This is a genomic window from bacterium (assembly GCA_020444065.1).
GTDB lineage: Bacteria > Sumerlaeota > Sumerlaeia > SLMS01 > JAHLLQ01 > JAHLLQ01.
In genome coordinates this window covers 223,596-244,367 of the sequence record JAHLLQ010000003.1, presented here as the reverse complement: position 1 = coordinate 244,367, position 20,772 = coordinate 223,596, and the positions used below count along the sequence as shown (strand labels likewise).

The 20,772-nt window shown below is 60.3% G+C and carries 15 protein-coding genes and 1 tRNA gene; 12 read left to right on the top strand and 4 right to left on the bottom strand.

Annotated elements, in window-relative coordinates; all coding sequences use genetic code 11:
- Positions 1-328: 328 nt before the first annotated feature.
- On the top strand, positions 329-1,501 hold the full coding sequence (locus tag KQI84_08770; GenBank protein MCB2154966.1) for a radical SAM protein: 1,173 nt from the start codon (positions 329-331) through the stop codon (positions 1,499-1,501).
- Between the two features lie 22 nt (positions 1,502-1,523).
- Here the strand turns inward: KQI84_08770 and KQI84_08765 are convergent, their stop codons facing one another.
- Complete coding sequence (locus tag KQI84_08765) at positions 1,524-3,080, bottom strand: radical SAM protein (GenBank protein ID MCB2154965.1); 1,557 nt, start codon at positions 3,078-3,080, stop codon at positions 1,524-1,526.
- Between the two features lie 448 nt (positions 3,081-3,528).
- Between KQI84_08765 and KQI84_08760 the strand changes: the two genes are divergently transcribed.
- Entirely contained in the window at positions 3,529-4,245 is a 717-nt protein-coding gene (locus KQI84_08760) for a polyprenol monophosphomannose synthase (protein MCB2154964.1), read from the top strand.
- Entirely contained in the window at positions 4,242-4,994 is a 753-nt protein-coding gene (gene rsmG, locus KQI84_08755; GenBank protein ID MCB2154963.1) for a 16S rRNA (guanine(527)-N(7))-methyltransferase RsmG, read from the top strand. The genes KQI84_08760 and rsmG overlap by 4 nt, the downstream gene beginning before the upstream one ends.
- A 148-nt stretch (positions 4,995-5,142) precedes the next feature.
- Here rsmG and KQI84_08750 read toward each other — a convergent pair whose 3' ends face one another.
- Positions 5,143-6,915: a hypothetical protein gene (locus KQI84_08750; protein ID MCB2154962.1), complete on the bottom strand. Its 1,773-nt coding sequence runs from the start codon at positions 6,913-6,915 to the stop codon at positions 5,143-5,145.
- A gap of 294 nt (positions 6,916-7,209) precedes the next feature.
- On the bottom strand, positions 7,210-7,848 hold the full coding sequence (locus tag KQI84_08745) for a hypothetical protein (GenBank protein MCB2154961.1): 639 nt from the start codon (positions 7,846-7,848) through the stop codon (positions 7,210-7,212).
- 494 nt (positions 7,849-8,342) lie between these two features.
- Here KQI84_08745 and KQI84_08740 point away from each other — a divergent pair, with 494 nt between their 5' ends.
- The 6 genes from KQI84_08740 to KQI84_08715 all read left to right on the top strand — a co-directional run bounded on the left by KQI84_08740 (position 8,343) and on the right by KQI84_08715 (position 15,403).
- Positions 8,343-9,545: a methyltransferase domain-containing protein gene (locus KQI84_08740; protein ID MCB2154960.1), complete on the top strand. Its 1,203-nt coding sequence runs from the start codon at positions 8,343-8,345 to the stop codon at positions 9,543-9,545.
- Positions 9,546-9,913: 368 nt separating this feature from the next.
- Positions 9,914-11,149 carry an RDD family protein gene (locus KQI84_08735; protein MCB2154959.1) on the top strand — a complete coding sequence of 412 codons (1,236 nt, stop codon included), beginning with the start codon at positions 9,914-9,916 and terminating at the stop codon, positions 11,147-11,149.
- 119 nt (positions 11,150-11,268) lie between these two features.
- Entirely contained in the window at positions 11,269-12,708 is a 1,440-nt protein-coding gene (locus KQI84_08730) for a prepilin peptidase (GenBank protein MCB2154958.1), read from the top strand.
- Positions 12,709-12,730: 22 nt separating this feature from the next.
- Positions 12,731-13,576 carry a shikimate dehydrogenase gene (aroE, locus tag KQI84_08725; GenBank protein MCB2154957.1) on the top strand — a complete coding sequence of 282 codons (846 nt, stop codon included), beginning with the start codon at positions 12,731-12,733 and terminating at the stop codon, positions 13,574-13,576.
- A gap of 126 nt (positions 13,577-13,702) precedes the next feature.
- Positions 13,703-14,236, top strand: a complete 534-nt coding sequence (locus KQI84_08720) for a shikimate kinase (GenBank protein ID MCB2154956.1) — start codon at positions 13,703-13,705, stop codon at positions 14,234-14,236.
- Between the two features lie 24 nt (positions 14,237-14,260).
- Complete coding sequence (locus KQI84_08715; protein MCB2154955.1) at positions 14,261-15,403, top strand: glycosyltransferase family 4 protein; 1,143 nt, start codon at positions 14,261-14,263, stop codon at positions 15,401-15,403.
- 1 nt (position 15,404) lies between these two features.
- On the opposite strand, the gene KQI84_08710 is transcribed toward KQI84_08715, so the two are convergent.
- Entirely contained in the window at positions 15,405-16,157 is a 753-nt protein-coding gene (locus tag KQI84_08710; GenBank protein ID MCB2154954.1) for a hypothetical protein, read from the bottom strand.
- A 200-nt stretch (positions 16,158-16,357) separates the two neighbouring features.
- On the opposite strand from KQI84_08710, the gene KQI84_08705 reads away from it, so the two are divergent.
- From KQI84_08705 to KQI84_08695, 3 genes are all read left to right on the top strand, one after another.
- Positions 16,358-16,434: transfer RNA gene (locus KQI84_08705), tRNA-Gly, on the top strand.
- A 325-nt stretch (positions 16,435-16,759) separates the two neighbouring features.
- Positions 16,760-18,550: a hypothetical protein gene (locus KQI84_08700; GenBank protein MCB2154953.1), complete on the top strand. Its 1,791-nt coding sequence runs from the start codon at positions 16,760-16,762 to the stop codon at positions 18,548-18,550.
- A 2-nt stretch (positions 18,551-18,552) separates the two neighbouring features.
- On the top strand, positions 18,553-20,736 hold the full coding sequence (locus KQI84_08695) for a hypothetical protein (protein MCB2154952.1): 2,184 nt from the start codon (positions 18,553-18,555) through the stop codon (positions 20,734-20,736).
- Positions 20,737-20,772: the final 36 nt, after the last annotated feature.

Sequence of the window (20,772 nt, the reverse complement as noted above, 5' to 3'; positions counted from 1 at the left end):
GGCGCCCGGATGCCGCTGAATGGACAGGATTTACAGGATGAACAGGATGCTAAGCCGTCTCACTCTCAATCGCCATCTCCCAAGTCCAACCGCCGCCAACTAGAAGCGCCGACGGCGCGATCCATACCAGCCCTGGGGAAGGTGCCCGACAAACACGAGGGCTGAAGGCGCGACCAATCGAGGCGGAATCTTGTTAATCTTGTGAATCCTGTCCACTCCCTGTGGCGGGAACCTTGCGTCCCCTCTTGTCAGTGGCGTTGACGGCGCAATGCCGACGACTTACGCTGCTTATCCACGTTTGGGGCGGCAGATTGGCGAAGGATCGCGCATGCTTGAAGTTCAGAAACATCCCGAAGAAGACCTCAATGAGGTCTGGCCCCTTTCATCCGTCAACCATCTCCATATCGAGATGGGCTACCAGTGCAACTACCGTTGTACATTCTGCTATCAGGTGGATTTCTCCGCCAAGCAGAACATGGATGAGACCATCTGGCGCGAGAGCCTGATCGGACTCTACCCCACCCTCAAGTCGGTCTTCCTGCAGGGCGGCGAGCCGACGATCATGAAGAACTGCATCGGCCTGCGCGACCTGCTCGTCGAGAAATTCCCCCACATCAAAATCGGAATCGTGACCAACGGGCTGCGCCTGGACAAGCAGTGGCGCGAAATCATGCTCAAGCATGGTTACTTGACGCAGTTTAGCCTGAATGGCTCAAACCAAAAGATTTACGACCGCACGATGCGCTTCGGGCAGTACGAAAAAGTGATGGAGAACATGGATGCGCTGCTTGAGCGCCGCCGTGAACTCGACAGCCCGCTCAAAGTCGCCGTCAGCTTCGTCATTGTCCCCGAGAATGTCTGCGACATGGCGGACTACGTCCGATTTGCCGCCGAGCGCGGCATCGACAAGGTCCTGTTCTTCACGGATCAACTCCTTAGCGCCGCCAGCAGCGACACCGAGGGTACGCTGCGCGAACTCGAACGCGCTTACAAAGCCATTGCCGAGCATCCCGAACTGGAAGTCGACGGCCTGGAGAGCTTCGAACTGCTCTACCGCCAGCGGCACAACTTGATGAGCCAGGATCCGACCGCTGCCGAGCGCTGCCGCGAGTCCCGCGCCCAGGATCTCTGCCAGATCCCGTGGACACAGATCTACGTCAAGCACCGCGGGGAAGTCACCGTGTGCTGCATGAGTTGGCGCACACTTGGAAACCTGCACCAGCAATCGATCGAGGAAATCTGGAACGGCCCGCGCGCCCGCGACTTCCGCCGCAAGATGTTGAAGGACAACTTCGTCTTTTGCTCCCCCACCTGTCTGGCCAACCGGCGGCCAAACTTCGGCTGGATGTGGAGCGTCCGCAAATTCGCCTACCAGGTCGCGGAAGATCCGGACCTGATCTGGAAGAAGGCCAAGAACAAGATCGAGAAGATCCGCCAGTACAGGAAAGACGCTCCGAAGGTCGACAGCGACTTCCCGTCCGTTCAGAAGAAGAAGGCTTAGGCCGACTACAAGCCGCGTCCATTCACGACAAAAAAGCCAACCCCTTGATGAGCAGGCTCAGGTGGCGTGTGTCTTCGCCAATCTGCCAGGCGTTTTCTGTTTCGAGCGTCAACTCGAAGCGATCGCCCTGCACGTGATCGATGGGAAAGTGCATGCAGTCGCAGGTGTTGTCAAAGGGCTCGGGTTCGCCGTCATCGACGCGGGCCATGCCGGGATTCATGATGCCGTTCGGCTGGCGCGGGAGCGTCTGGATCCGAAGGAATCGTGCGCCCTTCTTCATCGGCAATGAGAGGATCGCCCTCTTCCCAGTCCAGAAGTGGCTAACCGCCCCGTCCTCGTCAAACTCCAGATCGTAGCAGCCTTCGACACGCTGAATATCCGGAGAATCGAGCGGAAGCTCCTCCCGTTCAAACCCGCTGAAAAACCGATCGTAGTAATGCTCGTCCCCGGCCGTGATTCCCATATTGATGTGGCAGTAGCGACAAACCGCCGATGGGTTCCAACTCATGATTGTCCGACGGATGTTGCGATAGTCGGGCCCGTTCCAGATCTCTTCCCAGGACTGCTCGTTCAAATTCCCCAACGGCTCGATGATCCGACAGCACGCGTGGACCTTGCCGTTCTCTTCGATGTAAGTCTGTCGCCACGGTGCCAGGCAAAACGACGTCCCGGCCTTCACTTTCGGACCAAAGCCGTAACGCGCAACTTCCAATGCACGCGAAACCCCGCGACGCTGCAGAACGCCCTTCGCCAACGAGACTTTGCGACCGGCGCGACGCACTGCGCCAGTCAGCCCACTGCCTCGATTCTGCATCATCACCATGTCGCGAAATGAACCCGGCAGACGGAGCTCAACGCCCAACTCGGTCGCCAGTCGCAGCGCTTCCGTCACCGGCTCGGCAACCAGTTCAGGGCAATCGTTCAGCGACTGCCCTTTCGTCAATTCATGGTCTTCTTCGAAACCAAGCGGAAGAGCCTCGATACACTCGAAACCGTACTTTGCAGCGAGGCGAATCATATCCGGCAAGTCGGCGATGTTCTTCTTCATCGCGACGAAGTTAATCATCAGCCGAATGCGACGTTCCGAACCCGCCTCCTCGACATGTCGTTTCAGTTTCTCAAGTGTCGCGATCATGTCTTCCCATTTAATCAATGGACGCGCAAACTCGAAGGTCTCCTTGCTCGAACCATCGACCGAGACGCGCATCAGAACGTCTTCCCGCACGAGGCGAGCGATGAACTCCTCCTTGCGCAGCCGGATCCCATTTGTGGTGAAGGAAAGGGGAATATTATGGTGCTGGCACTGCTCGAACATCGGCCAGAATCGGGGCGAAGTCAGCGGGTCGCCCAGTCCCGTCAGATCGACGCTCTTCGCCGTAGGTAGCAGCGACTCGCAGATGATATCGAAGACACCGTCTTCCATATGGTGCCCGAAGTTATCGTAGTAGTGCGCGCAGAAAACGCACTTCGTGTTGCAAACCGTGGTGGGTTCAACCGCCAAGTGGAGAGGATTGGCCTCGGCCCGCTCGCCAAAGCTGGCCAGGTCCGGATAGGGATTGCGAGTTGGGAATATTGCCACGAAAAACTCCACTCGGACAGTCTCAAGCGCCCAGTCAATCGACGGGGCGTTTCGGCATCCTGTCAAGGCATTCGATGCTGCGAGCCGATCCGCCCAAACCCCGCCGCGGATGGCTTCGCAGAGCGGTATTACGCACACGGTTTTGTGCGCATGGGCCTGTGTGACCACTCGCGGACATCAACGGGGACGCAGCATTGCGCCTCGCAAACTACCGTCCCTAACCTCAATAATCAGAGGCCAGGACGAGAAAAACGCCCCTTCCGCACGAATCGCAAAAAAGGGCGCTTCTAAGCATTTAGTGACTTGGCCGCTGGGGGGGAAAGGGAATTTTGGGCTTGCCGGGAAGGAAAGTTGCAGGGATAAAGTAAACTCGCGCTGCGGCAGGGGGAAATTCGGGCAGGATTTGCCGGCGCGGCCCTCCCTGGGGGAACTCTCAGAATGATCGCCCATGAAGATCATTGCGACGTTGCCAACCTATAACGAGTCGGAGAATATTCTGCCTCTGATCGATGCGCTTTTGGCGGTGTCCAAGAATCTTGAAGTATTGGTGATCGATGACGACTCCCCGGACGGTACGTGGGAACTGGTCGGCAAAAGGGCGGAAGCGGACCCCCGGGTCCACCTGCTGCACCGAACGACGGACAGAGGACGTGGTACCGCGGGAATCGCAGGTTTCCGCGAAGCGCTTTCCTTGGGAGCCGAGCTCATTGTCGAAATGGATGCGGATTGGTCCCACCACCCGCGGTTCCTGCGCGCCCTGCTGGAAGGCACTCGGCGTGCGGACGTGGTCATCGGCTCCCGCCTGGTTCGAGGAGGCGGAGAAGCTGGCCGCAGCCCCATCCGAACCGCAATCACCCATGCCGCGAATTTCTACATCCGAGCAATCCTCGGTCTGCCTGTTCGGGACTGCACGACCGGCTATCGCGTTTTCCGCCGGTGGGTCCTCGAAGGCATCGAATGGGACCGCGTGCAATCCACAGGTCCGGCTATTGTCCAGGAGGTCCTTGTCGCAGCACGAGCAATGGGCGCCCGTTTCGTCGAAGTTCCCATCCAATTCGAAGAACGGCGCGCTGGTAATTCCACCTTTAACTCCAAAATCATGCTAGCCGGACTGGCCGCTCAATGGCGGCTGCGGTTCGGCAGGCCACCGGTGCGAGTCTTATGATGACTGAACTTCAGACAGCTCTTTCCGAAGTAATCGAACCCTACCTGACCAACGGGCGGACTCAGCTCCTCGTTGACAAGTACGAAACCTTTCTCGAAATGCTGCGCAACCGCGGCCGGGATAACAACCTGACTGGATTCCGCGACAGCAACGAACTCGCCATCCAGGTCGTCGGCGACGCACTGGCTCCCCTCGCGGACGGCCCCGCCGAAATTATCGAAGAAGGACCCGAGGAACTCCTCGACGTCGGTTCCGGCGCAGGCATCCCCGGAATCGTCTACGCCCTTTACTGGCCCGAGTGCGAAGTCTACCTGCTCGAGTCCAACAAGAAGCGCTTGGAGTTCCTCCACGAAGCCATCGAAACGCTCGAACTGGACAACTGCCAGATTCTGGAAGGACGAGCCGAAAGCCACGCCCACGAACTCTTCTGGCGCGAACGCTTCGACCTCGTAACCAGCCGCGCGCTGGCTCCCCTTCCTATCGCCCTTGAGCTCTGCCTGCCATACCTCGCTCTCGACGGCTGGATGCTGACCTTCAAGGGCAGCAACCCCAACGAAGAGATTAAGGAAGCCGAGTTCGCCCTGAATAAACTCGGCGCCGGCGACGTCGACGTGAAGCCCTACAACGCGGGCCCGAGCGAACCTCGCCGTCACGCGCTCTGGATCCCCAAGGTGGGCCTGACGCCGGATCGCTATCCGCGACGCGAAGGCATCCCCGCCAAGCGACCTCTGCGCGGCAGCAAGAGCTGACCAGCGAACGACATCCGAATGTCAAACGGGCCGGCGCGAATCTTCGCGCCGGCCGTTCGTTTGTTCCCACAAGAAAACGGCGGGAGGACCGATGCGCTTGGTCACTCCCGCCGTTCCTTCGGGGGGTTGCAATTTGTCGAGCGATGGATCAGTTCACGCTGAACGTGAAGTCGCCGCCGCCGTTGTTATCCCAGTGCGAGTCTTCCTGGCCGCCGATCACTTCGATCGCGTACTGCACCGAATCGCCGGAGTTGAACGAGCCCAGGTTCACGTGCCACCAGTCGTTGCTATTGTGCGTCTCGGACCAGCTCATCGGAACCGACTCCCAGTCGCCGCCATTCACCTGAACAACCACGCGCGCCGACGTCGCCGCACCGGCCGGATAAACGTCGATGTTCACCCAGACGTCTTCGCCCGCATCGATGTCGCCGTTGAACGGCCAGTTGTAGGCGTCGCCCGCCCAGGCCACCGCGGTGCCTTCGTCTGCCTGGGCGGCCATGACGTAGGTCTTCTGCGCGATCGTGCCCGTCAGGAACAGGTCGCCGCCGTCCATCACGTCGTCCGCGGACCACATCGCTTCGCTGCCAGCCGGGCCGGCCGCCGCCGCGGCGCCCCAGGTATATCCGTAGTCAGCCGAAGTGCGAATCTCGCGAACACCATCAACCTGCGCCACGAGGATCAGGCCCTGGGCCGTGAACTGCAGAGCGCGCGGCGAAATTGTGGCCGCTTCCCAAATCAGCGCCGGGGTGCTCCAGGAGCCGCCGATCGTGCGCTCGCTGAAGTAAAGGCCACCGCCCGCCGGGCCGGTGTTGTAGGAAACGAAGGCCACATTGCCGGCCGCGTCGGCTGCGATCTGCGCCGCGTTGCCGACGTAGTCCGCGGCCGCCCAACTGGCGCCGGCGTTCGTGCTCTCGTGATAGAAGTGCTCCGTATAGCCGCCGTACCAGCTCATCATGTGCGTCGTAACGGCCAGCTTGTTGCCACTGTCGGCGATCACCAACTCGTCCATGTACAGCGTCGTCTTGTAGGCGCTGAACTCGTGCACGAGCGACGAGGCGCTCCAGGAATTTGATCCGTTCGCCAACGTGCGCATGCGAATCCGCGACGTCTCCGGAACCGAGTAGTCATTGTAAACCGCGTACAGAACGCCGTCCTTGGCTTCGATCTCAACGCCGCGGATGTAGCCTGTCTCGGCCAGTAGTTCGATCGGGGCGCCCCAGTTCGCGCCGCCGTCGAAACTGCGGATCGCGTAGGTGTGGTACGTGTCCGTCGTGTAGACCAGGTAGACGACGTTGCCTTCGGCCGCGATCGTGACGTTGTGATCGTACTGGCCGGGGCTCACGACGATCGAGGACTGCCACGAGGTGTCGACGGTCTTCTTGGTAAAGCGAATCTCGCCTTGGTTGCCGTAGGGCTGCGTGGGGTTGGTCCACGCGGCGTAGATCGTGCCGCCCGCGACGGCGGTCACGCCGCCCCAGGCGTTGCCTTCCATCGGGAGCGCGACCGGCGTGCCCCAGACGAAATCGGACGCCGCGGCCGGAATATCGAACGAGTAGTTCGCGCCACCGTTGCTGTCCCAGATGTTGCCGCCCCAGTTGTCGTATCCGTGGAAGTAGAAGCTGACCGTCGCGCCGGCCGGATAGGCCGCGGCGGGCGTATACGTCCACATCGAGTTACCGTCCACGTTGCCCGCATAAGCCATCTCGAACGATTCCCAGGAACCGCCATCGACCTGGACGCCGACCTCGGCATGAAGGCCGTAGTAGTCCTGGTTCATCAGGATCGTGTAGGTCCCCGGGTTGGCGTCGGAGTGGCGTTCGTAGCTGCCGTACACGCCCATCCAGGTCGGGAAAGCGTTGGCCGCCTGGACCATCAGGAGGAGCGCGAAGACGCTCAGGATGCTGCGGAGTGTGAATTTCATGGTGGGTGAAGCCCCTTCTCTCGGCAAGATGCGTTGCAATTGGCTTTTGCAACGCGGTTTTTGTCTGCGTTGAGATTGGCCTATCCCGCACCGGTCGCCGCCGTCATCCCGGATTTAGGCCGAAATGGGCATAAAAGCGTAAAACATTTTATCCGATTTTTGACCAAGCGGGATGAGCCCGGCTGTTTTTGAAAATCCAGGGGATAATAGGAGAGGGCCAGGCGCGCTGAGTCACAGCTCTCCCACCAGCGGAGGAAACCAGGGACATCAGCAAGTCAGGATCGCAGCCCCGAGTTACATCAGCGGATACCCGATCTCTTCCAGGTCCTTGCGGGCGTTCGCCAGCTTGCGCTCGGCCGGGAGGGACTGGGCGAGCTGATCGTCCATCAACTGAAGGGAGAACATCGCCTTCAAGGTCGGCGGGTCTGGCGTCACTTCGTGGTAGGATTGGGCATAAAGGTAGAACGTCTTGGGCCCGACGTGAACCAACTCCAGCAGCGGCTTGCCCATGTCGAGGCTGGAGACGTTATCGACCCGGAAGAGCAGCCCCTGCCAAGGCTGGCCGCCTTCGCTCCAGGCCAGGAAAGACATTTCCTGGTATCGGAACTCCGGCTCGCGAAGAAGCCGAAGGGCTACATCCGGCATTTCGACGTCAGGCTCGCGTTGGAACCGCGCCAACGGGTCCGGCCCCATCGACATGCGCAAGGCACACGCCTTGATCGCCATCGAATCGCCGTCTTTGAGGACATAATAATAGGAGCCGGCGCCATCATGCCGCCAGGCCAACTCAGTGCCGTCGGGCCGCTGGACGTTGCACCGGTACTGACGCAAGTCCGGGTCCGCCGATAGCAAGGCATCCGCCGCAGCCGCTGCTTTCGATCGGGCCATGACGACTTCCGGATCCGGCAACCATTCCACCGCGCATACTTCCATCTCGCCACCTCCATTGGGGCTCAGGCCCGCGCAGGCGCCCGACTCGTGTTGAGTTCTTGATGAAATCGAATATCGGGAGGACGAGCGGAGTCCTCAAGGCATAAGTCGCCGCAGTATGGATGGGATGAGCACACATGAGGCGATCTTGGCCCCCTTCGGGGACCTTAATACTGTCGTCAGCTTCCCCCCGGGGCCATTCAACTGGTCTTCCTCCGGAGGACTTCACGACCGAAGATCCGCCATCGACATTGAGTAGAGCGGTCGCCGCACCCAGCGTCCCCCGACAGGGGGGCGAAGCTGAATGGCCTCGGGTGATCGACTATCCGACGAGGCGCGGGGCGCCAAGGGGGATGGGAGGGAGCACGAGGTTTGCGCAACAGCGTGCCCCGTCCCCGGAGGGGGCGAAGGCTGCCGGAGGTCATCTCCGCCATCTCCCCTTGCGGCAATCCGGTCTGGCCGCGGAACCTGCCCCTCGGTTCGATCGGGGGCCTTTGATGCGCGAGAAACTCCTCGAATTGCTGGATTGTCCGGTGTGCCGCGCGGGCGGCGGGCTGGAGGCGCACGTCCTCGAAAGACGCCAGGGCGCGGAGCTCGAGGAAGCCGTTCTGACGTGCGGAAGCTGTGGGCGCTGGTTTCCCGTCTCAGGCGGCGTGCCGGATCTCGTCGTCGACGGCCTGCGCGATGCGGACGCGGACATCGCCTTCCTGCAGCGCCATGCCGCGAATCTCCCGGCCGGGCTCGCCGACAGCGCCCCGCCGGTGAATCTGGCCAACCCGACGATCCGGCGCACCCCCGATCAGCAGCGCGTCTTCGATGAAGGCGTCCACTGGGGGGCGTACATGAAGCACTTCTGGGATGTCGGCGACCGGTCGATCTTCGACGTTCGCAAGCGCGGCTCCCACCCGTCATATTACATGGCGGGGATCCTGGAACCCGATGAACGCGACACCGATCGCGAGTACGGTGTCTTTCCCAATCACGTGTCTCGTGTGCTGTTTCCGTGGTTGCGCGAGCACGCCGGAACCTGGGGGATCGATGTCGGTTGTGGCGGCGGTCAGTACGGTCTCGAGGCCGCCCGCCAAGGCGTCCGTATGGTGGGCTGCGACCCGTCGATGATGGAGCTGCGCCTCGGTTTGCAGCACGCCCGCGATGAGAATGTCGAAATCGACTACGTACGCGCCGAGCCAGAGCATCCGCCGTTCAAACCGGCCGTCTTCGATCTGATGCTTGCGAAGGACTCACTGCACCACGTGCCGAATCTGGCGGCGGTTTTCCCAACACTGCTGGCGCTGCTGGGCCCTGGCGCCGGGTTCGGGTGCTACGAGCATATCGGCGCGTCGCCACTGAAACGCCGCGTTCTGGAGAAGATCAGTCCCCCACTGGTCCGCAAGATCAAGCGCCGCTACCCGTCCGTCGAGATTCCGCCGGACCTGCTGCGCGACTCGGCCAACGAAGACGTTTCCATGGACCAGGTGCGACCCGCGATCCGACAGCATTTCCGACGCCTGGACGAGCACGGCGAGTTGCGGCTCTACTTCGATATCGAGCAGCTCGTCCACTACGCCTACGGCAAACGGCTCTGGTTCACGTGGCTCGTCGGCTCGACGGCTTACCTGATCGAGCGCCTCCTGCTGAACCCGTTCCAACCCATCGAGCACTGGGCCTTCCACGGTCGCCTGAAAGACAACGAGAGTTAGGCTGGCCCTCAACTTCGTCGTGCCCGTGCTCAGCAAGGCGGTGCCATTGAGTCGTCCTCGAGTTCGGGAATCCGCGAGAAACGGTTGCAAGCACATGCGAATTCGAACGGAGAACGACCTGGAGCAGAATGCCCTCCAAATAGCAGGGCGTTCTGCTTGTTCCAGGATCGAGGCGCGCAAGGCGGCGGCCGAGGGAGCGTACTGAAGTACGTGACCGAGGCAACCGACCGCAGCGCAACGAAGAGCCTGGGACAATGAGAACGCCCTGCTGCCACGGCCCGATTCCCCTCGACCCCGCCCCCCCAGGGCGGGCATAGCATCCCCCCGCGGGGGCAGTCGCCTCTGCAGATCGCCAGACGGAATCTCTCATGCCTCAAGTTGCTCCTTATCTGAAACCCGATGGGAAGCGCGGCCCCGCCAAGTCCGACAAGCCGGACCGCGATGCGCTCAATATGCCCAAGCTGCCCGTCGCGGGATTCCTGCGCCGGTTCGGGGCGCTGCTGTTCGACCTGATCTTTCTTTATACCGTTCTGCGCATCCTGACGTCGGCCATGCCGGGCCCCTTCTTCGCCTTGGGCGACTGGGCGCCGAAGGTCGGCTCGCTGATCTTCATCGCCTATTTCACGATCGGAAATGGCCCATTCGGGGCCAAGTTCTTTGGCAAGGGCCGCACGCTGGGCAAGTTCCTCACCGGCATCCGCGTTACCGATTACGCCGGCAACCCGCCGTCGCTCCCGCAGTCCTTCCTGCGCACGTTGCTGCTGTTCCCGCTGCTGGTGACGTCCTACTGGATTGCCCCATTGCTGCTGGACGAAGGCAGCTTCATCCATAACAAGATCGGCGAAGTCTTTGGCGGTTACCTGCTGATCTCGCTATTCTTCGCGACGCTGCTGACGATTATCTTCAATCCGTTCAAGCAAGGCCTGCACGACTACTTCGTCCGGACACTGGTTCGTCCGGCCGCCGCGCCGGCGCCAACGTTCAGCGAATTGACAGAGACGATCGGCCAGGGGTGGAAGAAATACCAGATGCAGCCGGTGATCAGCGGCATCGTCACGCTGGTCCTGATCTGGGGCGCATTCCTGGTGCTGACGTGGCCGGGGCGCACACCCGCTGAACGCATCGCCCGCTACGAGCGCGAATACCTCCTGCCGCAAGAAGCCGGATTGCCCGAATTGAAGATGAGCGGCGTCGGAATCGCGCCTCCCGAGGGTGAACCGATGGATCCGGAGGTCATCCAGGCACTCCGCGCCGATCTGATGGACGAGGCCTCTTCCTCGACGCTTGCGATCGGAATCAACCTGATCCGCCAGGGCGAAGGCCCCCTCACCGAGGCGGAACGCCTCAAGGCCGAGGGGCTCGCGCGGACCTACTATGACGAGATTCTCCGGACGCACACATTCGCGGAGATCTTCCCGTACCTTCTCGGCTCGGATGATCCCAACAAGCCCCCGCGTTTCCAACTGACGAACTCGCGCGAGCGTCCGATACGCCTACGCCTCTTCATCATGCAGGAGATCAATCTGATCTTCCCCTATCAGCACAGGAAGGCCGACGAGGTCGCGGTGGACTTCCCGCCGCTCGGCAAGGTTGTGGCGCAGTAGCAGCCCCTGTCTGAATTCGACCAGTCGGAAAGCAGGAAATCGTCTTGCCCGTCAACGGCGGGCGGGGCACTCCTATTTGTCCGCCCCCGCGCGGAGAGACCGACCCCTCGGAGCAATCCTTGCCCGTCCAGACAGCAGCCCCAACACTGACGGAAGTCCTCATGGCGCCGCACATGTATGTTTTCCTGTGCGTGATCGCGTTCGGGTTCGGGACGATCTTCGGCTCCTTTCTGAATGTTGCCATCTACCGCGTGCCGCTCGGGGTCTCGGTCAACGACCCGAAGCGCAGCTTCTGCTTCCGCTGCGGGACGCCGATCCGCTGGTACGACAACATCCCGATCCTCAGCTACTTCCTGCTGCGCGGGCGATGCCATGCCTGCGGGGCGAAGTTCAGCATTCGCTACGCCATGGTCGAGTTCCTGACCGGCGTGATCTTTGTCGCGATCTTCATGGCGCACAACACACCCGAGACCGGCTTCAGCGCTTCGACGATATGGTACATCGCGTTCGCCTGTATCCTGATCGTCGGCACGTTCACCGACCTGGATCACTGGATCGTGCCGGACGGCCTGACGAAGTACGGCACCGTGGTCGCGCTGGTCGCCGCGCTAGTCATCGGGATCTGGGACCCCGTCGGTATCCTGACGGAGTCCGGCCCGTTCCCCGCCATCCGGCTGGCCGGCGGTGATTGGTTCGATAAGCTCGGCGCCATCGTCCGCGGGCCGACGAAGATGGGATGGGGTGCGGATCAGATCTACTTCTGGGAGCCCTTTGCGAACGCCGCCATGGGCGCGATCTTCGGGCCGTTCCTCCTGTACGGAATCGGCGTGCTCGGCAAGATGGCGTTCGGCAAGGAGGGCATGGGCTTTGGCGACGTGAAGCTCTTTGCCGCGATCGGCGCCACCGTCGGCCCCATCAATGTCATCCTGGTACTTGTTCTTTCCGCTTTCATCGGCTCGATCATCGGGCTGTCGACCATCGCGTTCGGCAAGCGCACTCGCCCGGAGGATTCTCCCCTGGCGCTGGGAGCCGCGAAGCTCGAACCGGAGGGGCCAAAGATTCCCGAGTTGACCGAGGACGAACGCGGACAGAATTCCGCCATCGCCGCCGATCTGGAGATGGAGTTCGTCGATTTGACCGAAACCGCAATTCCGCCAGCCGCCATCGAGCAGTTCCCCGCGAATCTCGTTAACGAAAACGTTGTGTTCCCGCTCGAGATCGGTGAAGAACGAGTCCGTCTGGCCGTGGCGGACCCGATGAACACGCGGCTGATCGCCGCTTTGCGCGAGCACTTCCAGCGCGACGTCGAGTTCGCCATCGCCGCCGAGAGCCAAATCCGGGCGCTCGCCGCGCACGTGTGGGGCGATGCCAACAGTGCTGAGGGGAAAGCCGAACAGCCGCTATTCGACAACTACATGGAGGTCGCCACGCTGGCGCCGTTGCCGCGACAGCTCCACCACCTGCCATTTGTGCCGTCGATCGCCGCCGCTTGCCTGCTGATGTTGATTTTCCACTCCCAGATCCACCTGGGCGTCGAGAAGTTGTTCTTTCCATTCTGATTCTGAAGAGGAGAGTCGCTGAATGTCCGCAATCACTGGCCGCACTCGATTACTGGGAGTCATGGGGTGGCCCGTGGAACACAGTCGATCGCCCATCATGCATGCAGCCGCGATCCAGGCCGCCGGGCTCGACTACGCGTACGTCCCGCTGGCGGTCGCGCCGGAGAAACTGGCTGAAGCCGTTCGCGGCCTGGCGGCCATGGGTTTCAGAGGATCGAACGTCACGATTCCCCATAAGGTGGCCGTGGCCGAGTTAATGGACGAACTCTCCCCCGCCGCTAGACAGATCGGCGCCGTGAACACAATCGTCGTGGAACCGGATGGACGGCTGCGCGGCGAGAACACCGACGCCTATGGGGCCTTTGGCGCGATCAAGAACCAGACGGGCCGTTCCGCACAAGGACGCGATGTGCTGGTGATCGGAGCAGGAGGCGCCGCCCGAGCGGCCGCCTGTGGAGCAGCCGAGCGCGGCGCCCAACGCGTGATTCTGCTGAACCGCACTCGCGAGAAGGCGGAAGCCCTCGCACACGACTTCGCTCAGTCCTGTCCCGAAACGGAATTCGCGGTCATCGACCAATTGGCGCCAGGCAATCTAGCCCCCGGGGCTTTTATTCTGCAGATGACCAGCCTCGGCATGAAAGGCGACGATCCGCTGCCGGCGGACCCGGGCACCTTCCCGAAGGACGCCGTTGTGCTGGAAGCCGTCTACGCCCCTCCCGTCACGCCGTTTCTGCAGGCCTGTCGCGCCAATGGCCTGCGAACCGTCGATGGCCTGGCGATGCTCGTTGCCCAGGGCGCCCGCTCGCTCGAAATCTGGACCGAGGCTACAATCGATCGCGAAGTCATGCGCGAGGCGCTGGAAAGCTGAGCCAAGGTACTTCTGTGCGTCACAAATACCGGCCCGGGTTGACAGCAGACCAGGGAACCGTGAACCTTATCGGACGATGCCGCGTTCAAACGGCATCATCCCCATTGTGAGAGGCGGAAATCATTTATGTCGACTCGTTGCGTCGTTTTGACGGGACTAATGGGAGCCGGGAAGACAGAAGTCGGCCGCGAACTGGCCGATATGCTGGGATATGAATTCATTGATACGGATACTTTGGTGGCGTCCCGCGCGGGCAAGTCCATCAACCAGATCTTTGATCAGGAAGGCGAAACCACCTTCCGCAAAATGGAACGCGAAATTATCGAAGAACTGAAAGATACGAAGGGCGCCGTGATCAGCGTCGGCGGAGGCGCACCGACAGACGCAGCAAACCGCGCCATCCTCAATCGACTCGGCCACGTCGTTTACCTGAAGGCCTCGCCCAAAGAACTCTTCCTGCGCATGAAGAACGATCAGTCGCGCCCGCTGCTGCGGACGAAGGACCCCGAAGGGCGCCTGCGCGAGTTGCTCTCCGAGCGCGAATTCGTCTACGAACAAGCCAACATCACGATCGATACCGAGGACCTGACCGTACCCGAGGTTGTCGACAAGCTGATCGACGAAATGGCAAAACGGACCGTCGAGACGCAGATGGAATAATCACCGATCGACAAGGAGTGCTGCTTGACGGACAGCCCGGCAAATCGGCCCCTGCGGATCTTCCACATCAATATGCACCTGAAGTGGGGCGGCCAGCCCAACCGCGTCCTGATGACGTCGGAGGGACTGCGCACGCTGGGCCATCACGTCTGCGTGTCGGGCCCACGGGGGGCGATGCTGACCGAACGCGCCCGCGCCAAGGGCTTCGATACGTTCGAGGACCTGGATCTGGCCCGTGGCTTCAAGCCGCTCTCGATGCGCCGCGATGTCAGGGCCCTGCGCGCGCACTTCGAAGAGCAGAAATACGATGTGATCGACACCCACGGCAGCCAGGACACCTGGGCCGTGGCCTTCGCACTGCGCGGAATGGCTGACCCCCCGGCCTTCGTCCGCACCCGCCACAACACCTTCCCCGTCGCGACGCACCTGCTGAACCGCTGGCTGTATCGCAAAATCGACCACATCATCACGATCAGCCCCCAGGTCATCCCGCTGATGGCCGGGCTCAAGGACGAGTCCGCCTTCACGCCGATCTACTCCGCGCCGGACCCGAAACGCTTCGATGTTGGCGATTGCCGCGACGACGTTCGCACGGAGTTCGGCATCGCGCCCGACGAACCCCTGATCGGCGTCGTCGCACGCCTGGCCCCCGAAAAAGGGCACCGCTACTTGCTCGAAGCAGCCCCACAGATCCTGGCGAAACATCCCAAGACCAAGTTCCTCTTCATCGGCACCGGACGCAGCCGCACGGCCATCGAAGAGCAAGTCGAACAGCTTGACATCAAGGATCGCGTCATCCTGACCGGATTCCGAGAAGACGTTCCCCGCCTGCTGCAGGGAGTCGACCTCTTTGTCCTCCCTCCGGATTCCGGCGAAAGTCTAGGAACATCAATCCTTGAGGCCTTCTTGATGAAGCGCCCCGTCGTCGCCACTGACGTGGGCGGCGTCCGCGAATCCGTCCGCGACGGGGAGACAGGGCGCCTTGTTCCGCCCGCCAAGCCAGACGCCTTGGCGGAGGCCATCATCGATCAGCTCGATCACCCCGATCGAGCCAAGGAATGGGCCCTGGCGGGACATGCTCTTGTTCAGGAGATCTTTACGCCGGAAAACATCGCCCGCCAGACCGAGGCCGTCTACCGCAAGGCCATCGCCGCCCGCGGGCACTGAGTTACTGCGTCTCCCAGTTGTCTACGAGATAAACCACCAGCCGCGCCCGGCGGATCTTGCTCTGCGACGGAATGCGGCGCACATCGCGAACCACTGGAGATTGCTCCTCCGGCATCTGCGGATCGCACGACTTGCACTCGTGAATCCACCCTGCAACCGTATGGCTGCGCACGTTCAACTGATCGTGATCGGCCGGATCGTCGATGAAGATGCGCTTCTCTTCACGAGAAAGGTCATCGACCAGCGTGGTCACCACGCCCACGAAAATGCCCGGCTCCTTCGGCGCCTTCTGATCGCCCGCAAACGGCGGCCAGGCGTTGAACGACCCAATGCCCGCCACCACAAAGCGCTCGCCGTGCAGCTTCGCCAATTCCTCGTACAGCTCCGCAAGCGTCCACCCCGAGCCACCGGCCTTGAAATCATAGCAAGCCGTTGGCTGGATCCGCCGCGGCACGCCAAGCGCGAACATCGCGTCCACCTGCTCCTGGGCCTTCGCCGGCCGACCGGAGAACGCCTCGCCGCCCCAGAACACCAGCGGCTGCTCATCCGCCGCCTCGCCGAGTCCCACGCGGAAAAGTTCCGCTCGCACCGGGTGAGATGGCTCCTCGCCGGCCAATGCCTGGCGTGCATCGCCCACGACGATCGCCGGGGTAACGCTGTCCGAACTCGCCCGTTGGATCAGCCCACGGCGCGCGCACCCGCCGCCCGCCATCGCCACCACCAGCAACAACACGCAAATCCGCATGACCGCCATAACCGAACTCCTTGAGCGAGAAGACTGCATTACCAGGCACCATGTGCCCCTCCCGGCCCGCGCCGCAAGGCCGAAGCCGAGCCCAATCCGTGGCCTCTGTGCAATCCGTGGTGGCCTATTTTCCGGACCGAAAAAACCGCGCATTTTGCTCTTGACCGGCGCCCCCCAAATCGCCAACCCTTCCCGCGTTGTTCGCCTGAGCGGGACTAGCTCAGTTGGCTAGAGCGCCACCTTGCCAAGGTGGAGGTCGCCGGTTCGAGCCCGGTGTCCCGCTCCATTCAAGTTTAGTAGAATCAGTGATTCGCCACGCCCCCTCGGCATCTCCAGCCTTGGGGGCGTCTTCATGTCCGGAATATGTCCGGTCTGGAACAAGGCTCATGCATGATCCTGGGGGGAGGACTCCTCTCAACTGGATCGCAAATACCAATGGAGGGAGCAACTCCCACACAGACCCTTGAAGTGTTTCCTCTCCCGATCTGCACCCGACAGTTGGCAAGTGTCCACTTCTAGCGAATGACCTGAGACTCCGAAAGCACTGCGCTTCATGGCCCACGGGCGGTTGACCATCGTGCACCGAAGAAACCTTGCGAGAACTCAGGGAGATGAAACCCGATTCCCCTTCGTCGGTTGGTATTGGCAATGGCAGTCATGTGTGCCGGAATAGGATATCATGTCGTTGGAGATTGCTAATGCCTCCCGCAAGAAAGCGAAGAGCTGCTTCCATTGAGGGGTTCCCGATGTGGACTGATAGATCCAAAAGGGACTCCACGGGACAGGATCCGCTAGGACTCGATCGAATCGGAGGGGAGATTCTGCGGGGTCTGTTTCCCGGAATCACTTCCACAACTGAGCGAGTCCGGTACTATTCAATGTTTGTGTGGATGATTCAGAACATCCACGCCACGGAACCTCCGGAAGACATGGCGGATTTTGCATCGGCTCTATTCCGACGCGAAGGAGCTGTCGCCGCAGCCACGAGACTGGATGATCGAGCCAGCCACGTGTCTGGTATCAATGTACTCAAACCAAAGCTGGAGGACTGGGAAGAAGCCGGACAGGTCGACCTGGAAGATTTCAAGGCATTGCCGGGAAACCCATTGAGCACCTTTGGACAGTACTATCGAGGCTCCATTCAGAACCTCGGACTTCTTTCTCGAGATGAGAGAGGCATCCCAGTGCTTGCTGATGGAGCGGCCTCAGATCTTGCAGAAGCTGTCCAGAAGGAGATCTCTACGAGTCCCTATTTCAAGAACGAGGCATACCTCAAGTCGCAGTTTCCACTTCCACTGCTTGAAGCGTCGAAGACTCAACTCTCATTGAACAGGGTTCCGCAAGGTGAGCGCCGTGTGCTGAGGAAGATCTTCTTCGAATCTCACTCACCATCTGGTGCCCTTGAACTTCAACGCGACTGTCTCCTTGCCCTTCTTGAAGTAGTCGAGAACTGCAATGGAGAGGGCATACGACCACCCTGCGATCCGCGCGAGGTCACACGTCATCCCGATCACACACTCCTATACCCCGCCTTCTACTACAGGCAAGTGGCCTGCGGCGGCGATCTGTACGATTACGAGCCTCCTCCAGGACTCCTGGACGCCGCGGGATTCCTCCAGCAATTCTGTCTTCATCAGTACGTGAGCTTCGCTTTCGAGTATATCCTGGAAGACATCCTCATCCTCTTGCGCGACAATCCTGGAGGTCTCGATGCCGGCGAGATAGCCGAATCTCTGACTGGATCGCAATTTCGTGAACTCCTCTCCGATCAAACCGGCAAACGAGTCCGTTTCACTAAGGACCTCCTGCGTATCCTGGATACCCCTGACGGTGGGCCGACGGGAGATTCTTGCCTCATGGCACGGCAGAAGTTCGATCTGTCACATGACCTCAATGAAGAGGACCTGTTCATTGAGTGCCTTCGCGTGCGTGACCAACACACAGCGAGTAGCATCACTGGATACCCGACCGCACTGGCAATGCTAATTCTTGGCTTGTCATTCGCGAAGTGGGGGCAGTTTGCACGAGGGGATCATGCGAGCGTAGTTGCGGGGATGGGGCCTGAAGAATGGGGGTTCGTCACAGGGAATGGACTCTGGGCACATTGGCACGGCCGGAAGGTCACCTGGCCCGAAGCCATCGAAGAGCTCGTTCCAATCATCTACATGCAACATGAACGTATTCGCCACTCAAAGGGCAGACTTGAGAGCCAGTGGCTACAAAGTCATCAAGCCAAGTACACTTGGGTCCAGGAGCACAGGGCTTTCAGAAGAACCAGCCGCTCCGTGAACTCTCTCGCAATCATGGCGGATCTCGGATTGCTCGAGAGTCTTGACAAACATGAACTCGCTGTAACCAAGGCAGGGCGTCGACACCTGGCCAGACATCTGAAGGGAACATAGGCATGGCAACCAACATGCGCCCCAAACTGCTGGACGAGCTAGACAGAGGGATGTACACATCTGGCCTAATCGCCACGTATCGGTTCGACTGGCCCTTCTTCGAAGAATATGCTCTGCCCAAGCTATCCAGCATACCATCGACCGGCAACTTGGCAGTTCTCCTTGATAATGGGCAGTATCACACCATTGCTCAGACCTTCCGTGGCTCTGGGGGGGATGCTTGGGAAGAGATCAGGCGTCCTCGCCGTGCCAACATCCACTATCAGTTGCTACCCGTTTCCAATACCCCGTGCTTCCACCCGAAGATCATCCTGCTTGGATCAAGAAAGAGAGCTCTTCTCATCGTGGGAAGTGCCAATCTCACAGAACAAGGCTTGGGGAGCAATGCCGAGGTTGTCGGAGTATTCCGAGCAATCAAAGGCAAGGTCCAATCTTGTCCACCCATAATCAAGGACGCTCTTGGCTTCTTCCGCCGAGTGGTTGACTCGGTCCCGAACACAGGCGAACTGATTTTGCATACTCTTGAGGAGGAACTTTCCTGGCTTCTTGCCGATCTCCCAACAGGCTCCGCAGCCAAGCACCCAAGACTTCTCCATAATCTTGACAAACCGTTGCTCGAGCAACTAATTCAACAGCACGCCAGTGAAAAACCGAGACGACTGCTGGTGACGGCGCCCTTCTTCTCTGGAAGACCAGACTTTCTGAATCAAGTGCTCAACCTGACGCGTGCTGACGTGTTGGAGATCTTCGTTCCCGAGTCGAAGAGCAACTTCCCGGAAACATGGATATCCAGAAAGGAGGTCCAAACGGGGAAGGCCAAGCTGTGGCGCTGCAACCACGCGGACTCCCGAGGCATCCGCCAGATCTCTCACGCAAAGCTCTACTGCCTGGACTATGGAACCGTGCAGAGAATTGCCTACGGCAGCGCCAACTTCTCACACCGAGCCCTCTGGGAGGTTGCAGACAAGGGAAACACGGAGTGTCTTGTCCTGGTTCCGCCAGTGCGTCTCGGCACGAAGCGCATTGCAGAGCTGATCGATCCGCTCGGCACGTCACAACGTCTACTGAGTTTTAGCGAACTGGAGACTCAGGATCAGGCGGATGACGACGAACCTGCTGCCGACCTGCCAATCCATCTTCTGGAAGCTCGTTTGGAAGCTCCGGATATCCATGTCACATTCGAGCCTATCAGGGAAGCGATCTCCACATCCTCTCTGGAGCTCGCCCTCCAAGCGCATATAGGCGAGGAATGGAGATTGCCCTTTGTGACCCGTGAAGCCAGAGTGACAGCAAGATGCTCCGAGGCTGATGCGCAGAAGCTCGATCAGATGACCGCTGTGGCCTGGATAGCGGACCCCAGTGGTACGCCACTGTCGAACACGGTACTTCTGGCGAATCCACACGCAGGCTCCTCCAGAAAAAGGGTGACTCAGTCGAAAGTGCGGGAAGCAGGATTGTCTCGAGACTTCTTCCTTCAGTACCTGGAAGAACTCATTGATCGGGAAGACTCCTCCGGACTGAAGGACTTGCTTCGTGCCTGCGAGATCACTCTTACCGCGTCGAGCGGAAGAATCCTGTGGCGCAGCCACGACATGTACAAGCTAAAGGTCATGGGGACGGTAGCATCAAGGCGCCCACGGTTCCAATGGAATGCGGGTCTAACGGACTTGGGCCTAGAGTTCCTGGCGAAGCACCAGAGAAGACTGAAGCGGCACAGCGACTGCAATATGCGATTCGATATGGAGCGTGTGTACCATGTCGTTTCCGCAATGGGACGCATTGCGGTGATCATCATGGAACAGGAGTTGTCTTTGTTGTCGGGGCTCACTGAGGCGATGTCACCGCACGATTGGGGTCAGGCACGACGCAGGTTGAACGGCATCATTGGGGGACTGGAGGAGTTGCTCGAAGTAGTATGCGATGATATCCCCAAGAAGGCGTGTCGAGCTCGTGGTGAGGCAAATCACGATTCCCTGAGAGAAATCGGGAGTGAGGCTGATGAATTGGTTCACTTCCTTCGCTCCGCCGAGGAAAGGCTGAGAGAGCTGTGTAGAGAGCACCTCAGAGTTCGAAGGAAAGATGGTCGACAGATCAGTCCACAGTTCTTCCCCGGGGATCGAATTGAAGAGGGCTACTGGTCTCGACTCAACCACAGACTTGAGATGTGGCTGATAAGGGGAACATAAATGCTCCATTATCGAGCCATTCAAGGGGTGGGAGGG

Excerpts from the sequence above, each read along its gene's own strand:
- aroE (MCB2154957.1), top strand. The coding sequence starts at position 12,731 with ATGTCCGCAATCACTGGCCGCACTCGATTACTGGGAGTCATGGGGTGG.
- KQI84_08720 (MCB2154956.1), top strand. The coding sequence starts at position 13,703 with ATGTCGACTCGTTGCGTCGTTTTGACGGGACTAATGGGAGCCGGGAAG.
- KQI84_08750 (MCB2154962.1), bottom strand. The coding sequence starts at position 6,915 with ATGAAATTCACACTCCGCAGCATCCTGAGCGTCTTCGCGCTCCTCCTG.
- KQI84_08695 (MCB2154952.1), top strand. The coding sequence starts at position 18,553 with ATGGCAACCAACATGCGCCCCAAACTGCTGGACGAGCTAGACAGAGGG.
- rsmG (MCB2154963.1), top strand. The coding sequence starts at position 4,242 with ATGATGACTGAACTTCAGACAGCTCTTTCCGAAGTAATCGAACCCTAC.
- KQI84_08745 (MCB2154961.1), bottom strand. The coding sequence starts at position 7,848 with ATGGAAGTATGCGCGGTGGAATGGTTGCCGGATCCGGAAGTCGTCATG.
- KQI84_08740 (MCB2154960.1), top strand. The coding sequence starts at position 8,343 with ATGCGCGAGAAACTCCTCGAATTGCTGGATTGTCCGGTGTGCCGCGCG.
- KQI84_08735 (MCB2154959.1), top strand. The coding sequence starts at position 9,914 with ATGCCTCAAGTTGCTCCTTATCTGAAACCCGATGGGAAGCGCGGCCCC.
- KQI84_08770 (MCB2154966.1), top strand. The coding sequence starts at position 329 with ATGCTTGAAGTTCAGAAACATCCCGAAGAAGACCTCAATGAGGTCTGG.
- KQI84_08700 (MCB2154953.1), top strand. The coding sequence starts at position 16,760 with ATGAAACCCGATTCCCCTTCGTCGGTTGGTATTGGCAATGGCAGTCAT.
- KQI84_08760 (MCB2154964.1), top strand. The coding sequence starts at position 3,529 with ATGAAGATCATTGCGACGTTGCCAACCTATAACGAGTCGGAGAATATT.
- KQI84_08710 (MCB2154954.1), bottom strand. The coding sequence starts at position 16,157 with ATGGCGGTCATGCGGATTTGCGTGTTGTTGCTGGTGGTGGCGATGGCG.